This window comes from Pseudomonas bijieensis, from assembly GCF_013347965.1.
GTDB lineage: Bacteria > Pseudomonadota > Gammaproteobacteria > Pseudomonadales > Pseudomonadaceae > Aquipseudomonas > Aquipseudomonas bijieensis.
In genome coordinates, this window is sequence record NZ_CP048810.1 from 5,155,248 (window position 1) to 5,169,684 (window position 14,437).

At 61.0% G+C, this 14,437-nt stretch carries 14 protein-coding genes; 12 read left to right on the forward strand and 2 right to left on the reverse strand.

Annotated features, from left to right (window positions below; translation table 11 throughout):
• Positions 1 to 85: 85 nt before the first annotated feature.
• Positions 86 to 364: a 30S ribosomal protein S20 gene (rpsT, locus tag GN234_RS22675; RefSeq protein WP_003185593.1), complete on the reverse strand. Its 279-nt coding sequence runs from the start codon at positions 362 to 364 to the stop codon at positions 86 to 88.
• Between the two features lie 254 nt (positions 365 to 618).
• Here rpsT and murJ point away from each other — a divergent pair, with 254 nt between their 5' ends.
• The 6 genes from murJ to ispH all read left to right on the forward strand — a co-directional run bounded on the left by murJ (position 619) and on the right by ispH (position 8,090).
• Positions 619 to 2,157, forward strand: a complete 1,539-nt coding sequence (gene murJ / locus GN234_RS22680) for a murein biosynthesis integral membrane protein MurJ (RefSeq protein WP_116833487.1) — start codon at positions 619 to 621, stop codon at positions 2,155 to 2,157.
• Between the two features lie 130 nt (positions 2,158 to 2,287).
• Positions 2,288 to 3,226, forward strand: coding sequence for a bifunctional riboflavin kinase/FAD synthetase (gene ribF, locus GN234_RS22685; protein WP_162893867.1), 939 nt, complete (start codon positions 2,288 to 2,290; stop codon positions 3,224 to 3,226).
• Between the two features lie 13 nt (positions 3,227 to 3,239).
• Complete coding sequence (ileS, locus tag GN234_RS22690; RefSeq protein WP_163856561.1) at positions 3,240 to 6,071, forward strand: isoleucine--tRNA ligase; 2,832 nt, start codon at positions 3,240 to 3,242, stop codon at positions 6,069 to 6,071.
• Complete coding sequence (gene lspA, locus GN234_RS22695) at positions 6,064 to 6,576, forward strand: signal peptidase II (RefSeq protein WP_109756384.1); 513 nt, start codon at positions 6,064 to 6,066, stop codon at positions 6,574 to 6,576. The genes ileS and lspA overlap by 8 nt, the downstream gene beginning before the upstream one ends.
• Positions 6,569 to 7,006, forward strand: coding sequence for an FKBP-type peptidyl-prolyl cis-trans isomerase (gene fkpB / locus GN234_RS22700; protein WP_116833486.1), 438 nt, complete (start codon positions 6,569 to 6,571; stop codon positions 7,004 to 7,006). The genes lspA and fkpB overlap by 8 nt, the downstream gene beginning before the upstream one ends.
• Before the next feature lie 136 nt (positions 7,007 to 7,142).
• Positions 7,143 to 8,090: a 4-hydroxy-3-methylbut-2-enyl diphosphate reductase gene (gene ispH / locus GN234_RS22705; protein WP_134925881.1), complete on the forward strand. Its 948-nt coding sequence runs from the start codon at positions 7,143 to 7,145 to the stop codon at positions 8,088 to 8,090.
• Here the strand turns inward: ispH and GN234_RS22710 are convergent.
• A complete protein-coding gene (locus tag GN234_RS22710) occupies positions 8,044 to 8,583 on the reverse strand; it encodes a GspH/FimT family pseudopilin (RefSeq protein ID WP_176689111.1) in 540 nt (179 codons plus the stop codon). The two genes, ispH and GN234_RS22710, sit on opposite strands and share 47 nt — an antisense overlap.
• A 189-nt stretch (positions 8,584 to 8,772) precedes the next feature.
• Here GN234_RS22710 and GN234_RS22715 point away from each other — a divergent pair, with 189 nt between their 5' ends.
• From GN234_RS22715 to GN234_RS22740, 6 genes are read left to right on the forward strand one after another with little or no spacing between them, the layout of a single operon-like run.
• Positions 8,773 to 9,246: a GspH/FimT family pseudopilin gene (locus tag GN234_RS22715; protein ID WP_176689112.1), complete on the forward strand. Its 474-nt coding sequence runs from the start codon at positions 8,773 to 8,775 to the stop codon at positions 9,244 to 9,246.
• Complete coding sequence (gene pilV / locus GN234_RS22720; protein WP_116833483.1) at positions 9,243 to 9,704, forward strand: type IV pilus modification protein PilV; 462 nt, start codon at positions 9,243 to 9,245, stop codon at positions 9,702 to 9,704. Before GN234_RS22715 ends, pilV begins: the two co-directional genes overlap by 4 nt.
• Positions 9,701 to 10,414: a PilW family protein gene (locus GN234_RS22725; RefSeq protein ID WP_109756378.1), complete on the forward strand. Its 714-nt coding sequence runs from the start codon at positions 9,701 to 9,703 to the stop codon at positions 10,412 to 10,414. Before pilV ends, GN234_RS22725 begins: the two co-directional genes overlap by 4 nt.
• 20 nt (positions 10,415 to 10,434) lie before the next feature.
• On the forward strand, positions 10,435 to 10,905 hold the full coding sequence (locus GN234_RS22730) for a pilus assembly PilX family protein (protein ID WP_176689620.1): 471 nt from the start codon (positions 10,435 to 10,437) through the stop codon (positions 10,903 to 10,905).
• Positions 10,892 to 13,993 carry a pilus assembly protein gene (locus GN234_RS22735; RefSeq protein ID WP_176689113.1) on the forward strand — a complete coding sequence of 1,034 codons (3,102 nt, stop codon included), beginning with the start codon at positions 10,892 to 10,894 and terminating at the stop codon, positions 13,991 to 13,993. Before GN234_RS22730 ends, GN234_RS22735 begins: the two co-directional genes overlap by 14 nt.
• A 10-nt stretch (positions 13,994 to 14,003) precedes the next feature.
• Positions 14,004 to 14,405, forward strand: coding sequence for a type IV pilin protein (locus tag GN234_RS22740; RefSeq protein ID WP_134925875.1), 402 nt, complete (start codon positions 14,004 to 14,006; stop codon positions 14,403 to 14,405).
• Positions 14,406 to 14,437: the final 32 nt, after the last annotated feature.

The window sequence follows — 14,437 nt, forward strand, 5'->3', positions numbered from 1 at the left end:
CACAGGAGAAAGGTGCTCTGGTTGGAGGTAGATCGCAGGCAATCAAAAACCGACCCTGAGGTCGGTTTTTTAACGAGCGCGTCGCTTAGGCAGCAGCGGCAACGTTCAGGGCCTTTACGTGGCCATTCAAACGGCTCTTATGGCGAGCAGCCTTGTTCTTGTGGATGATGCCTTTATCGGCCATGCGGTCGATAACTGGCACAGCCAGAACGTAAGCAGCTTGAGCTTTTTCAGCGTCTTTTGCGTCGATGGCCTTGACTACGTTCTTGATGTAGGTACGGACCATGGAACGCAGGCTGGCGTTGTGGCTGCGACGCTTCTCAGCCTGTTTTGCACGTTTTTTGGCGGAAGGTGTGTTGGCCACCGTCGAGCTCCTCGAAAGACTTTTTGGGAAATAGCAAACAAAATAGGCCGCGAATCATGCCGATGAGTTGAAGTCTTGTCAAGGGCGGGTGACGCGTTCCGCTGAATGGCAGGTGCGGCGCACCGAAGGATTTCTTTCCGGCGTGCGACCTGTAAACTCGCGGGCTTTGGCTCTGCACTGTTTAGCGGCGCGGAGTATCGCACAAGTGGGCGCGTTGTTCGCCTGCTGTTTATCGACAGGCAAAAACTCTTTTCATGAATCTGCTCAAATCGTTGGCTGCCGTCAGCTCTATCACAATGCTTTCCCGCATCCTGGGGTTCGTTCGCGATACGCTCATCGCACGGATATTCGGCGCCGGGATGGCCACCGACGCCTTCTTCATCGCCTTCAAGTTGCCCAACCTGTTACGGCGGATCTTCGCCGAGGGGGCGTTTTCCCAGGCCTTTGTGCCGATCCTGGCGGAATATAAAAGCCAGAAGGGCGACGAAGCGACCCGCACGTTCATTGCCTATGTCACGGGGCTACTGACCTTGGTGCTGGCACTGGTCACGGCCGCCGGCATGCTCGCCGCGCCCTGGGTGATCTGGGCCACGGCGCCGGGTTTCACCGATACGCCGGAAAAGTTCCAGCTCACCTCGGACCTGCTGCGGGTGACCTTTCCTTATATATTGCTGATTTCCCTGTCGTCCCTGGCTGGGGCGATCCTCAATACCTGGAACCGCTTCTCGGTGCCGGCCTTTGTGCCAACCCTGCTCAACGTCAGCATGATCGTGTTCGCGGTATTCCTGACACCGTATTTCGATCCTCCGGTGATGGCCCTGGGCTGGGCGGTGCTGGTGGGTGGCCTGGCGCAATTGCTGTATCAACTGCCGCACCTGAAAAAGATCGGCATGCTGGTGCTGCCACGGCTGAACCTGCGCGACAGCGGCGTGTGGCGGGTAATGAAGCAGATGCTGCCGGCGATCCTCGGGGTTTCGGTGAGCCAGATTTCCCTGATCATCAACACCATCTTTGCCTCGTTTCTGGTGGCCGGGTCGGTGTCGTGGATGTATTACGCCGATCGGTTGATGGAATTGCCGTCCGGTGTGCTGGGTGTGGCCCTGGGCACGATCCTGCTGCCAACCCTGGCCAAGACCTACGCCAGCCAGGATCGCCATGAATACTCGCGCATCCTCGATTGGGGCCTGCGCCTGTGTTTCGTGCTGGTGTTGCCGTGTGCCCTGGCGCTGGGCATCCTGGCTGAGCCACTGACGGTTTCGCTGTTCCAGTACGGTCAATTCAATGCGTTCGACGCCTTGATGACCCAGCGTGCGCTGATCGCCTACTCGGTGGGCTTGCTTGGGATCATCGTGATCAAGGTGCTGGCGCCAGGCTTCTATGCCCAGCAGAACATTCGCACGCCGGTGAAGATCGCCATTTTCACCCTGGTGATGACCCAATTGTTCAACCTGTTGCTGATCGGCCCGCTGGCGCACGCCGGCCTGGCCTTGGCGATCAGCGCCGGGGCCTGTCTCAACGCCGGGCTGCTGTTTTATCAACTGCGCAAGCAGAAGATGTATCAGCCGCAACCGGGCTGGGGCAAATTTGGCCTGAAGCTGCTGGTAGCCGTGACGGTGATGTCGGCGGTTTTGCTTGGCGCGATGCATTTCATGCCGGCCTGGGGCGAAGGGCAGATGCTCGCGCGTTTCCTGCGTCTGGGCGTATTGGTCGTCGCTGGTGTGGTGGCGTATTTCGGTATGTTGCTGCTGATGGGTTTCCGTCTGCGCGACTTCAATCGCAAGGCCTTGGGCTGAAGGGGCGGCCCTCGATAATTCAGGGGCGGACGGCGGTTTTGTCGGTTCGATCACTTTGGGGTGCGGTGTTGCCTGTCGTCGGCCGCCGGGTGTGGTTATAATCGGCCACTTTATGAGCAAGAAGCGCGTTATGCAGCTGGTTCGAGGCCTCCACAACCTGCGCCCCCAACATCGGGGCTGTGTCGCCACTATTGGCAACTTTGACGGTGTTCACCGTGGCCACCAGGCTATCCTGGCGCGGTTGCGCGAGCGTGCGCTGGAATTGGGCGTGCCGAGCTGCGTGGTGATCTTCGAACCGCAGCCCAGGGAGTTTTTCGCCCCGGACACCGCCCCGGCCCGGCTGGCCCGGTTGCGGGACAAGCTGCAATTGCTGGCGGCCGAAGGTGTCGACCGGGTGCTGTGCCTGGCCTTCAACCAGCGCCTGAGCAAGCTCAGTGCCGCCGAGTTCGTCGAGACCATCCTGGTGGACGGTCTCGACGTGAAGCATCTGGAAGTCGGCGATGATTTCCGTTTCGGCTGCGACCGGTCAGGGGATTTCGATTACCTGCAACAGGCCGGTAGCGTCCATGGCTTCACCGTCGAAGCGGCGCAGACCGTCGAGATGGGCGGCTTGCGCGTCAGCAGCACCCAGGTCCGCAATGCCCTGGCGGCTGCCGACTTCGAATTGGCCGAGCGCTTGCTCGGCCGGCCGTACCGGATTGCCGGGCGGATCCTGCACGGGCAGAAGCTGGCGCGCCAATTGGGCACGCCGACGGCCAACGTGCAGCTCAAGCGTCGTCGTGTGCCGCTGACCGGGGTGTTCCTGGTGAGTGTCGAGATCGACGGCAAGACCTGGCCCGGTGTCGCCAATATCGGCGTACGGCCCACGGTCCAAGGGGATGGCAAGGCCCACCTCGAAGTACATGTTCTGGATTTTGCCGGCGATCTGTATGACCGGCGTTTGACGGTGGTTTTCCACCAAAAGCTGCGTGAAGAGCAGCGTTTTGCCTCTCTGGAGGCGCTCAAGACGGCGATCCATGCAGATATCGCCGCCGCCCGTGCCCTTGTCGCAACCAGCGCCAATCGCTAATGAAGAGCCTTAAATGACCGACTATAAAGCCACGCTAAACCTTCCGGACACCGCCTTCCCAATGAAGGCCGGCCTGCCTCAGCGCGAACCACAGATTCTGCAGCGTTGGGACAGCATTGGCCTGTACGGAAAGTTGCGCGAGATTGGCAAGGATCGTCCGAAGTTCGTCCTGCACGACGGCCCTCCGTACGCCAACGGCACTATTCACATCGGTCACGCGCTGAACAAGATTCTCAAGGACATGATCATCCGCTCCAAGACCCTGTCGGGTTTTGATGCGCCGTATGTCCCGGGCTGGGACTGCCACGGCCTGCCGATCGAACACAAGGTCGAAGTGACCCACGGCAAGAACCTGGGCGCGGACAAGACCCGCGAGCTGTGTCGTGCCTACGCCACCGAGCAGATCGAAGGGCAGAAGTCCGAATTCATTCGTCTTGGCGTGCTGGGTGACTTCGCCAACCCGTACAAGACCATGGACTTCAAGAACGAAGCCGGTGAAATCCGTGCCCTGGCGAAAATCGTCGAGGGCGGTTTCGTGTTCAAGGGCCTCAAACCGGTGAACTGGTGCTTCGATTGCGGTTCGGCCCTGGCCGAGGCGGAAGTCGAGTACGAGAACAAGAAGTCCTCGACCATCGACGTCGCGTTCCCGATTGCCGATGAAGACAAGCTCGCCGCCGCTTTCGGCCTGGGCAAGCTCGCCAAGCCGGCCGCGATCGTGATCTGGACCACCACCCCGTGGACCATCCCGGCCAACCAGGCGCTGAATGTCCACCCGGAATTCAACTACGCCCTGGTCGACGTCGGCGACAAGCTGCTGGTGCTGGCCGAAGAATTGGTCGAATCCTGCCTGGCCCGCTACAACCTCGAAGGTTCGGTGGTCGCCACCGCGCCAGGTTCGGCGCTGGAGCTGATCAATTTCCGTCACCCGTTCTATGACCGTCTGTCGCCGGTATACCTGGCCGACTACGTGGAACTGGGGGCGGGCACTGGCGTGGTTCACTCCGCGCCGGCCTATGGCGTCGACGACTTCGTGACCTGCAAGAAATACGGCATGGTCAATGACGACATCCTCAACCCGGTACAGAGCAATGGCGTGTACGCGCCGTCGCTGGAGTTCTTTGGCGGCCAGTTCATCTGGAAAGCCAACCCGGCCATCGTCGACAAGCTGACCGAAGTCGGCGCACTGCTGCACACCACTGTCATCGAACACAGCTACATGCACTGCTGGCGCCACAAGACCCCGCTGATCTACCGCGCCACCGCGCAGTGGTTCATCGGCATGGACAAGCAGCCCACCACTGGCGACACCCTGCGCCAGCGTTCCCTCAAGGCCATCGAAGACACCACGTTCGTGCCGGCCTGGGGCCAGGCGCGCCTGCACTCGATGATCGCCAACCGTCCCGACTGGTGCATCTCCCGCCAGCGTAACTGGGGCGTGCCGATCCCGTTCTTCCTGAACAAGGAAAGCGGCGAGCTGCACCCGCGCACCGTCGAACTGATGGAAGAGGTGGCCAAGCGCGTCGAAGCCGAAGGCATCGAAGCCTGGTTCAAGATGGATGCCGCTGAGCTTTTGGGTGACGAGGCGCCGCTGTACGACAAGATCAGCGACACCCTGGACGTCTGGTTCGACTCCGGCACCACCCATTGGCATGTGCTGCGCGGTTCGCACCCGATGGGCCACGAAAGCGGCCCGCGTGCCGACCTGTACCTGGAAGGCTCGGACCAGCACCGTGGCTGGTTCCACTCCTCGTTGCTGACCGGTTGCGCCATCGACAACCACGCGCCGTACCGCGAGTTGCTGACCCACGGCTTCACCGTCGACGAGTCCGGCCGCAAGATGTCCAAGTCCCTGGGCAACGTGATCGCGCCGCAGAAGGTCAACGACACCCTGGGCGCCGACATCATGCGCCTGTGGGTGGCCTCCACCGACTACTCCGGCGAAATGGCCGTTTCCGAGCAGATCCTGCAGCGCAGCGCGGACGCCTACCGGCGGATCCGTAACACTGCGCGCTTCCTGCTTTCCAACCTGACCGGTTTCAACCCGGCCACCGACCTGCTGCCCGCCGAAGACATGCTCGCGCTGGACCGTTGGGCCGTGGACCGTACCCTGCTGCTGCAACGCGAATTGCAGGAACACTACGGCGAATACCGTTTCTGGAACGTCTACTCCAAGATCCACAACTTCTGCGTGCAGGAGCTCGGTGGTTTCTACCTCGACATCATCAAGGACCGCCAGTACACCACCGGCGCCAACAGCAAGGCGCGCCGTTCGTGCCAGACCGCGTTGTTCCACATCAGCGAAGCGCTGGTACGCTGGATCGCGCCGATCCTGGCGTTCACCGCCGACGAGCTGTGGCAATACCTGCCGGGCGAGCGTAACGAGTCGGTGATGCTCAACACTTGGTACGAAGGCTTGACCGAACTGCCGCAAGGCTTCGAGCTGGACCGTGCCTATTGGGATCGCGTGATGGCGGTCAAGGCCGCGGTCAACAAGGAAATGGAGATCCAGCGTGCGGCCAAGGCCGTCGGTGGCAACCTGCAGGCCGAAGTGACCCTCTACGCCGAAGACGCCCTGAGTGCCGATCTGGCCAGGCTGAGCAACGAGCTGCGCTTCGTACTGATCACCTCCACCGCCAGCGTTGCACCTTTCGTGCAGGCGCCGGCCGATGCGGTGACCACTGAAGTCAGCGGCCTGAAGCTCAAGATCGTCAAGTCGAACCACACCAAGTGCGCTCGTTGCTGGCACTGCCGCGAAGACGTTGGCGTGAACCCGGAGCATCCGGAAATCTGCGGTCGTTGCGTGGACAACATCAGCGGCAGCGGTGAGGTTCGTCACTATGCCTAACGTGGCGAGCCGTTTCGGACGGCTGGGCTGGTTGTGGTTGAGCGCGCTGGTCCTGGTCATCGACCAGGCCAGCAAGTACTACTTCGAGCACTCGCTGACCATGTACCAGCAGATCGTGATCATTCCTGACTACTTCAGCTGGACCTTGGCCTACAACACCGGGGCGGCGTTCAGTTTCCTGGCCGACAGTTCCGGCTGGCAGCGCTGGCTGTTCGCCCTGATTGCCGTCGTGGTCAGCGCCGTGCTGGTGGTCTGGCTCAAGCGCCTGGGGCGCAATGAGACCTGGCTGGCGGTGGCGCTGGCCTTGGTGCTCGGTGGTGCCCTGGGCAACCTCTATGACCGCATCGCCCTGGGCCACGTCATCGATTTCATCCTGGTGCATTGGCAGAACCGCTGGTATTTCCCGGCGTTCAACTTTGCCGACAGCGCCATCAGCGTGGGCGCCGTGATGCTCGCCCTGGACATGTTCAAGAGCAAGAAAACCGGAGAAGCCGTCCATGACTGAGCAGCGTATCGCTCAAAACACCGAAGTGAAGCTTCACTTCGCCCTGCACCTGGAAAACGGTGACACCGTCGACAGCACCTTCGACAAGGCCCCGGCGGTGTTCAAGGTCGGTGACGGCAACCTGCTGCCCGGCTTCGAAGCGGCAATTTTCGGTTTCAAGGCCGGTGACAAGCGCACTGTAGTGGTTCCACCGGAAAATGCCTTTGGTCAGCCCAATCCGCAAAACGTGCAGACCATGCCACGCTCCCAGTTCCAGGACATGGAGTTGTCCCAGGGCCTGCTGGTGATCTTCAACGACGCGGCCAATACCGAGCTGCCGGGTGTGGTGAAGGCATTCGACGACGCCCAGGTAACCGTGGACTTCAACCATCCGCTGGCGGGCAAGACCTTGAGCTTCGAAGTGGAAATTATCGAGGTCAAGGCGCTTTAAGGTTTAACGGGCAGTGGCTGCCCCCACAATTCCTGTGGGAGCGAGCCTGCTCGCGATAGCTGAGTCCCAGCCACCGTCAAGCTGACTGATCCACCGCATCGCGAGCAGGCTCGCTCCCACAGACACGAGGCACAGCATGCAAATCAAACTCGCCAACCCCCGTGGCTTCTGCGCCGGTGTGGACCGGGCGATCGAAATCGTCAACCGCGCCCTGGAAGTCTTCGGGCCGCCGATCTATGTGCGCCACGAAGTGGTCCACAACAAATTCGTCGTCGAAGACCTGCGTAGCCGTGGGGCGATTTTCGTCGAGGAACTGGACCAGGTGCCGGACGACGTCATCGTGATCTTCAGCGCCCATGGGGTTTCCCAAGCGGTGCGCACCGAAGCCGCCGGCCGTGGCCTGAAGGTATTCGATGCCACTTGCCCACTGGTGACCAAGGTGCACATTGAGGTGGCGCGCTACAGTCGCGACGGTCGCGAATGCATCCTGATCGGCCACGAAGGCCATCCGGAAGTCGAAGGCACCATGGGCCAATACGATGCCAGCAACGGTGGTGCGATCTACCTGGTCGAAGACGAGGACGACGTTGCGGCCTTGCAGGTGCGCAACCCTGAGAGCCTGGCTTTTGTCACCCAGACGACCCTGTCCATGGATGACACCAGTCGTGTGATCGACGCCCTGCGTGCTCGTTTCCCGGCCATCGGCGGCCCGCGCAAGGATGACATCTGCTACGCCACCCAGAACCGTCAGGACGCGGTCAAGCAACTGGCCAACGAATGTGATGTAGTGCTGGTTGTCGGTAGCCCGAACAGCTCCAACTCCAACCGCTTGCGCGAGCTGGCCGAGCGCATGAATACGCCGGCCTACCTGATTGATGGCGCTGAGGACATGCAACGCAGCTGGTTCGATGGCGTCGAGCGCATCGGCATTACCGCCGGCGCTTCCGCGCCGGAAGTGCTGGTGCGCGGCGTGATCCAGCAATTGCAGGCCTGGGGCGCAACCGGTGCCGATGAGTTGGCCGGTCGCGAAGAAAACATCACGTTCTCGATGCCGAAAGAGCTGCGCGTCCGCTCCTTGCTTTAAGTTCTTTCTCGCATAGCGCCTGCTTGGCTTCGACGCTTTCCAGGCGAACGCGGCCGGAGGGCGCCAATACCACTTGATGGTGGCTGACCGGCCCGCGTTTGGCGCAGACATGCAGCGTGCCTGCCTGGAATGCGCCGTTGGCGTGTAGCGCTTCTCCCTGGCTGCCGAACCTCACCCTGCGTTTCACCGGCTGGTTGCCGGCCACCCGGGCGCTTGCCCTGCGCTCCATCAGTACGGTCTTGTCCTTGTCGTCCAGGGTAATGCGCCAACCCCGGCCCCAATCGCCGTCTATCCCCCTGAGCACGACTGTCTGGTTGCGGGCAATGGCTTCGGTGCGGGCGCTGCGCAAGCCGCTGATCAGCAACTGCGCGGTGTCCTCGCGTTCGATGGATTCGATCAGCTCTTTGTAGCCCGCGCCGGCCCACGGCAGAACAATTGCGGCAATTGCCAGTCCCATGAGCAGTTCGATCAGGCTGAAGCCCTGTTGATACATGACGTCTCCTCCCTGGAGAGCGTGAAGCGAATTCAAGACTAATGAATCATTGTGGTGAGGGGATTTATCCCCTTTGGGCTGCGTAGCAGCCCCAATGAAGCTAAATCCCCTCGTCACAGATGCACACAAAGGCGGTGGTTTGTTCTAGCGTGTACAAGCAGGTATAGCCGACGGCAACGGAGGGCACCGATGGATCTTCGTACAAAAGGTTTCACGCTGATCGAGGTGCTGGTGGCCCTCGGCGTGCTGCTGATCCTGATCACCATGGCGGTGCCGGCGTTTACCGGATCGATGCAGAGCACCAAGGCCGATACCGAGATCGGCGATCTGCGTCGGGCGCTGAACTTTGCCCGCATGGAGGCGATCGACCGCGGTATCACCACGCGAATTCGTCCCACGGCCCAAGGCAGTGTCTGGAGTGGCGAACTGACGGTGTATGACAGTACTGGCTCGTCGCCCAATGTATTGCGGGTTGTTCCAGCAATGGGCAGCGGCGCGACTCTGACGCTAACCTCAGAGGTGAGCAATATTGATTTCAACAACCTTGGCGGGTTGTCGGCACCGACCACGCCGGTGAGTTTCAATTATGTACGAGGGGCGCAGAGCAGGACGCTGAGTGTTTGCCTCAATGGAAGAATCGTATTGGGTGGAAGTTGCGGATGAAGGGTTGCAGTAAAAGGGCGCAGGCCGGCATGACGTTGATCGAGGTGCTGGTGGCGGTGCTGATTCTCGGCGTCGGCTTGCTGGGGGCGGCAATGATCCAGCTCAATGCGCTCAAGTACACCGACAGTTCGCGCATGACCAGTCAGGCCAGTTTCATTGCCTACGACCTGCTGGACCGCATTCGCGCCAATTCCGGCGCCGACTACACCATCACGCCGCCCAGCTCGCCGAACCTCAGCGTGGCCCGGGACCAGGACCTTTATGATTTCAAGACCAACATCATCGCCTTCGGCGGCGCCACTGCCACCGGCACCATTGCGCTGAATCAGCGGGTCTACACCATCACCATTTCCTGGGACGACGCACGCGCCGCCAACACCACCAACGCGGCCGAGGCGCGGCGCAGCTTTGTGCTGACCAGTCGCGTCGCCGTCGATCCGGTGGGGGCGACGCCATGAACCGGCACAGTCGCGGTTTTGGCCTGATCGAGTTGATGATCGCGCTGGTGCTCAGCTTGATCGTCGTGCTGGGTGTCGTGCAGATCTTCATCGCCGCCAAGAACACCTACATCAGCCAGAGCGCGGCGGCGGTGATGCAGGAGGACGCCCGGTTCGTACTGAGCAAAATGGTCCAGGAGATTCGCATGGTGGGCATGTTCGGTTGCCTGGGGACCATTACCGATGCGTCCACGGCCAATGATTTCAATGCCAGCCAGATCACCCCGATCCGCTGGGACAACGCTAACCGGAGATTGACCCTGGTCACCGCGGACATAGGCAGTGGCGGGAGCACTCCGACCTGGACCGTCGTCTCCGATTGCCGCACCTCGGCGACGGCCTATACCAATGCACGGTTACCGGCAGCGGGGCAGTTGGCCTTCCCGATCCGCCGACTGATCTACAGCTTCAACAACAATCAATTGCTGTTGGGCAGTGGCGCCGGCAACCCGACCTTGTCGGTGCTGGTGGATAACGTACGGGCATTCGACGTGACCTTCGGCGTGGCCGGCAGCGCGACGGATATCGCGGCGTCGAGCTACACCGCCAACCCGGCAGACCCGGCACTGATCCGCAGCGTACGCTTGACCCTGACGCTCTTTGATCCGAAGAACGCGGTGCGCGAGCAGACCTTCAATGTGGTTGCCGCCTTGCGCAACCGGCTTCTATGAGGGGGCGATCGATGAGTTCGATGAATCTCAAGCATCGCCAGCGAGGCATGGCTCTGCTGGTTAGCCTGGTTTTTCTGTTGCTGCTGACGCTGATCGGCCTGTCGTCGATGCAGAGCGCCACTCTCCAGGAAAAAATGACCAGCAGCGTCATGCTGCGCAACCAGTCCTTCCAGATTGCCGAGGCGGCGTTGAGGGTGGGTGAGAGCGCGGTGCAGGTCGAGACCTATTCACTGGCGGTCTGTACCACCGCGACTCAGTGCGCGCCACCGGCCGAGTCGGCGACCATCATGGCGGCCGGGCGCAATTCATCCTCGGGGGTGCTCTGGGTCGCCGCTGGTGGCGGGTTTTATGGCGTGCAGAACATCGGCACCACGCTCGCGGCGGTCAATGTACCCAGCAATACATCCGCGACGCTGTACCGGATCACGGCGGTAGCCGTGGTGGGCAATAACCAGCGCAGCGTGGTGGAGAGCATCTATGCGAAATACTGAGGCTCGCCGTGGCTGGATAGCGATGTTGTGGGGGGTATTGCTCAGCCTTTATCTGGCTGCCCCGGCCTATGCGTTCACGCCTTCGGACTCGCCGTTGCTGAGTGCGGGTGCCGTCACGCCGAACGTGATGCTGCTGATCGATGACTCGGGGAGTATGAACAACATTATCTGGGCGGCGGGGTTTGATCCGGCTGTGACGCAAGTGCGCACTTATGCCTGCAGCGCCAGTAACAACTGTAACGACAGGTATGAGCTGGACCTGGAAGATTCGAACATCCTGTTGGTGGGCCTGTTGCGTGGCGGCTGCTCGTCTGGCTGGTACGGTTTCTATCGACCCAGCATTGGGCGGGTCTGCCTTCGGTTGCCAGATCCTGTGGGAGGCGGCAATACCCGTTACACCGGTAAATACCTGGCGTATCTGGTGACCCTGGCCAACGGCTCGAGCCGGGATTTCACCACCGGCACGATTCCCAACGATTATCGAATCAACGTGGCGCGGGATGTGTCCAACGACCTGGTTGCCAGCAATCGTGCCTTGCGTATCGGCCTCGCCACGTTCAACCCGCCCAACAGCAGCAATTCCGGGCCAGGAGGCTACATCGCTCGCGCCATCAGCGACCTTTCGCCGGTCAGCGGCAGCGTGACCCAGACCCAGGCCAACAGCAACTACACTGCCCTGATCAACGCGATCAACGGTCTGGGCGCCGTGGCGAATACGCCGCTGGCCGAGAGCTATTACGAAGTCACCCGTTATTTCAGGGGCATGGCGCCGTACTACAACAGCACACCGGCCACCTATACCAGCCCGATCCAGTACCGTTGCCAGAAAAACTTCGGCGTGGTGATCACCGACGGCTTGCCTACCTATGATCGTACGTTTCCCACCAACGACCCGCTGGGAGGGGCCCGCTTGCCGAACTGGGATGGCATCAGCACCAACGATGGTGACAACCCCAGCGGTGACGGCGAGGGCGATACGCTGTACCTGGACGACATCGCCAAGTTCGCCTTCGACATCGACATGCGCTCCACCGGCACCGATGCCACCGGCCAGAGCTGGAACGCCACGGATTTCACTCGGCAGTACCTGAACACCTACACCGTGGGTTTTACCGCCACCAATCAAATGCTGTCCGACGCCGCCCGCTACGGGGCAGGCAAGTATTACCAGGCGACCGACAGCGAAGGCCTCAACTCTGCGTTGGCCTCTGCCCTGAGCGATATCACCTCCAAGGCCGGCTCCGGGGGCGCTGGCACCACCAACGCCGCCACGGTGTCCAACACCTCCAGCTACTACCAGACCACCTACGACCCCAAGGACTGGCGCGGGACCATCCGGGCATTCGGCTTCACCACGGCAGGTACGGTCAACAGGGCTGCGGTGCAATGGACCACCGACACGGCCATCGTGCCCGGTGCCACGGCGCCGATTTACCAGTCGTGGAATACCGCGACCAATGTGCCTGTCACCCTGGCCTACGCTAACTTCTCGCCGGCCCAGCAAACCAGCCTCAGTCAGAACCTGCCCACGGGGATCACCGGTAACGATCTGGTGGAGTGGAGCAAGGGGGTCAATAAGACCGGTTTGAAGGTGCGCAGTGTATTGCTGGGGGACATCATCAATTCGCCGTTGGTGCTGGCATCGCCCAATGAGCAGACCGCTGCGGATTTGCTCAACGACACCAGCTACAGCACGTACCTGACCACCAAGGCGACGAATATGAATACCAGCCTGGTGGTGAACGCCAACGACGGTTTTTTCAGCGTCATCAACAGTGCCAACGGTACCCGGCGTTACGCCTATATGCCGTCGAGCGTGCTGCCCTCGTTGCAGAGCATTGCCGACACCAACTACATCAATGGTGTGAGCCACAAGTTCCTGGTGGATGGACAGGTCGGCGTATTCGATACGCAATCGGGGAGTGTCTGGAAGACCGTGGCCCTGGGCGGCACTGGTGCCGGGGGCAAGACGTTCTATGCGGTTCAGTTGTTCGATGCGACAGCGGGCAATGTGTTGCGGGCGTTGTGGGAGATCAGCGCGCCGACCGTGGCCAACACCGCCAACGCCTTCAATGACCTGGGCTACGCCTACGCCCGGCCCGAAGTCGCCCGCCTGGCGGATGGGCGCTGGGCGGCGTTCATTTCCAATGGCTACGGCAGCAACAGCGGTGTCGCGGCGTTGTACGTGGTGGATATCCGCGACGGCTCGCTGATCAGGAAAATCGTCATCAACAGCAGCGAGACCGGCAATGGCTTGTCGTCGGTCAAACTGCGGGTCAATTCCCAGAACGTGGTGCAGGCGGCTTACGGTGGCGACTTGAAAGGGCGGATGTGGAAGTTCGACCTCAGTGCTACTTCCCCGACCACATGGGGCGTGGCGTTTTCCGGCCAGCCGTTGTTCACCACCTCTGGTGGCGCGACTCAGCCGATCACCGTTCAACCGCTGCTGGCGGACAACCCGCAGGGCGGTACCCAGGTGTTTTTCGGCACCGGCAAGTTCAACGAAACGGCGGATAAACTCAACAAGGACCTGCAAGGGTTCTACTCGATATGGGACGCCACCGGCGGTGCCGGGCAAATCACCGTGTCGAACCTGCAGGCCCAGTCGATCACGGGGGTGTTCTCAGGCAGTACGGGGCAGTTCGTGACCACCAGCCAGACCGACGTGGCTTATCCTTCGAAAAAGGGCTGGTACCTGCCCTTGGTGTACAACAACGTGCTGACCGGAGAGCGGGTGATCAACCCGGCCAATCTGGTGAGCGGGCGCGTGGTCTTTACCACGGCTGCCGTGGACACCACCGACCCTTGCGCCAGCTTTGGTACCGGCAAACTGATCGAAGTGGATGCGTTCAACGGTAAGATGCTCAACTATGCGGTGCTCGATACCAACGGTGACGGCAAGCTCAACAGCTCTGACACGATTTCCAGCGGGGTGGTCTTCACGGGCGGTATTCCGACCTTGAGCGCCGTGGTTAGCGCCAGTGGGGCTACCAACATGATCGTCAACGATTCCAGCGGCAATATCACCGAGTTGCTGGAAAAATCCGTGGGCGGCAGCCGTCGCATCATGTGGCGGCAAATACAGTGAGAGGCAAGGCATGCGCAGATCCAACCGGGGTTTCACCTTGATCGAAATCATGATCGTGATTGCGATCATCGGTATCGTGATCACCGTCGGCTATCCGAGCCTGACCGAATACATGAAGAAGGGCCGACGCACCGAAATAGCTGGGTTGCTGTCGCAGCAGGCGCAGATTCTCGAGCGCTACTACTCGAAGAACAACGTCTACACCAACGCGACCGGCCTGAGCAGCGGTAACGATTTCTACACCATTACCCCGACCCTGGCAGACCAGAGCTTCACCCTGACCGCCGTGCGCAAGAGTGGCTCGTCCATGGCCACGGACAAATGCGGTGACTTCACGATCAACAATACCGGTGTGCGGAGCATGATCAACGCTGCTGCCGGGCTGACCACCAAGGATTGTTGGGGCCGCTGAGTTTCTTTTATTCGGGCGCTGTCTTGCGCCCT

What these genes read in the sequence shown, in the direction of transcription:
- GN234_RS22715 (WP_176689112.1), top strand. Translation starts at nt 8,773, where the DNA reads ATGGATCTTCGTACAAAAGGTTTCACGCTGATCGAGGTGCTGGTGGCC.
- GN234_RS22735 (WP_176689113.1), top strand. Translation starts at nt 10,892, where the DNA reads ATGCGAAATACTGAGGCTCGCCGTGGCTGGATAGCGATGTTGTGGGGG.
- fkpB (WP_116833486.1), top strand. Translation starts at nt 6,569, where the DNA reads ATGACTGAGCAGCGTATCGCTCAAAACACCGAAGTGAAGCTTCACTTC.
- lspA (WP_109756384.1), top strand. Translation starts at nt 6,064, where the DNA reads ATGCCTAACGTGGCGAGCCGTTTCGGACGGCTGGGCTGGTTGTGGTTG.
- GN234_RS22710 (WP_176689111.1), bottom strand. Translation starts at nt 8,583, where the DNA reads ATGTATCAACAGGGCTTCAGCCTGATCGAACTGCTCATGGGACTGGCA.
- ileS (WP_163856561.1), top strand. Translation starts at nt 3,240, where the DNA reads ATGACCGACTATAAAGCCACGCTAAACCTTCCGGACACCGCCTTCCCA.
- pilV (WP_116833483.1), top strand. Translation starts at nt 9,243, where the DNA reads ATGAAGGGTTGCAGTAAAAGGGCGCAGGCCGGCATGACGTTGATCGAG.
- ispH (WP_134925881.1), top strand. Translation starts at nt 7,143, where the DNA reads ATGCAAATCAAACTCGCCAACCCCCGTGGCTTCTGCGCCGGTGTGGAC.
- GN234_RS22725 (WP_109756378.1), top strand. Translation starts at nt 9,701, where the DNA reads ATGAACCGGCACAGTCGCGGTTTTGGCCTGATCGAGTTGATGATCGCG.
- GN234_RS22730 (WP_176689620.1), top strand. Translation starts at nt 10,435, where the DNA reads ATGAATCTCAAGCATCGCCAGCGAGGCATGGCTCTGCTGGTTAGCCTG.
- GN234_RS22740 (WP_134925875.1), top strand. Translation starts at nt 14,004, where the DNA reads ATGCGCAGATCCAACCGGGGTTTCACCTTGATCGAAATCATGATCGTG.
- ribF (WP_162893867.1), top strand. Translation starts at nt 2,288, where the DNA reads ATGCAGCTGGTTCGAGGCCTCCACAACCTGCGCCCCCAACATCGGGGC.
- murJ (WP_116833487.1), top strand. Translation starts at nt 619, where the DNA reads ATGAATCTGCTCAAATCGTTGGCTGCCGTCAGCTCTATCACAATGCTT.